The 591-nt window shown below is 42.6% G+C and carries 1 protein-coding gene and 1 pseudogene; both read left to right on the top strand.

Features of this window, described 5'->3' with window-relative positions; all coding sequences use genetic code 11:
- A partial coding sequence (locus tag A3729_RS01255) for a hypothetical protein (RefSeq protein ID WP_231877294.1) occupies positions 1-260 on the top strand: 260 nt, incomplete at its 5' end.
- A gap of 10 nt (positions 261-270) precedes the next feature.
- Positions 271-591 (top strand): annotated as a pseudogene (locus tag A3729_RS01250) (alpha/beta hydrolase); the annotation flags it as partial.

The raw sequence follows: 591 nt of genomic DNA, 5'->3' as shown, positions 1-591 counted from the left end.
AGCTTCTGTTTGAAGCGATTAAAGATACAATGAGTGATGTCGATAGTGCAGCAGTGATTCAAGCGCTCTGTAATTTGAAGATAGAGAAGCAATTTAAACATCTTTCCCAAAAACGTGATTCGATAAGCTTTCAACGCGCTTTTCATATCTGGTTTGATGCTTTCGTCACGCTGCGCTTTATTCACGAAGTGCGTGACAGTCACTACCCGAATGTTAGTTTTAATGAGCTGCCTGAATTATCAAGCGAGATAGACCGGTAAGAGAGTTTTGATGACAGATACCTTAAGCAGAAGTGGAAAGCAGAGTGTGATTTCAGGTTTGATTCCCTGGGAATACCAAACCGGTTCAGGCATGACTTTAAGAGGCCATTACACCGAGCCTAGCGGTAAGCCTATGATCCACTTTATTCATGGTAATGGCTTCTGTGGCCTGACTTTTGAAAATCTTTTATCGCACTTTCAAGCTGATTATGACTTGTTTATCAGTGATGGTCAGGGGCATGGCGACAGTGATGCTGGTGGAAAATACCCAGGTTGGAATCGAAGTGCCAAGTATTTTGCAGAGGTATGGTCGAATTTTGAAGGTATGTGG

It is taken from the genome of Oleiphilus sp. HI0043, assembly GCF_001634935.1.
The sequence above is the reverse complement of the archived record's forward strand: the minus strand, read 5'-3'. Positions and strand labels throughout refer to the sequence as shown.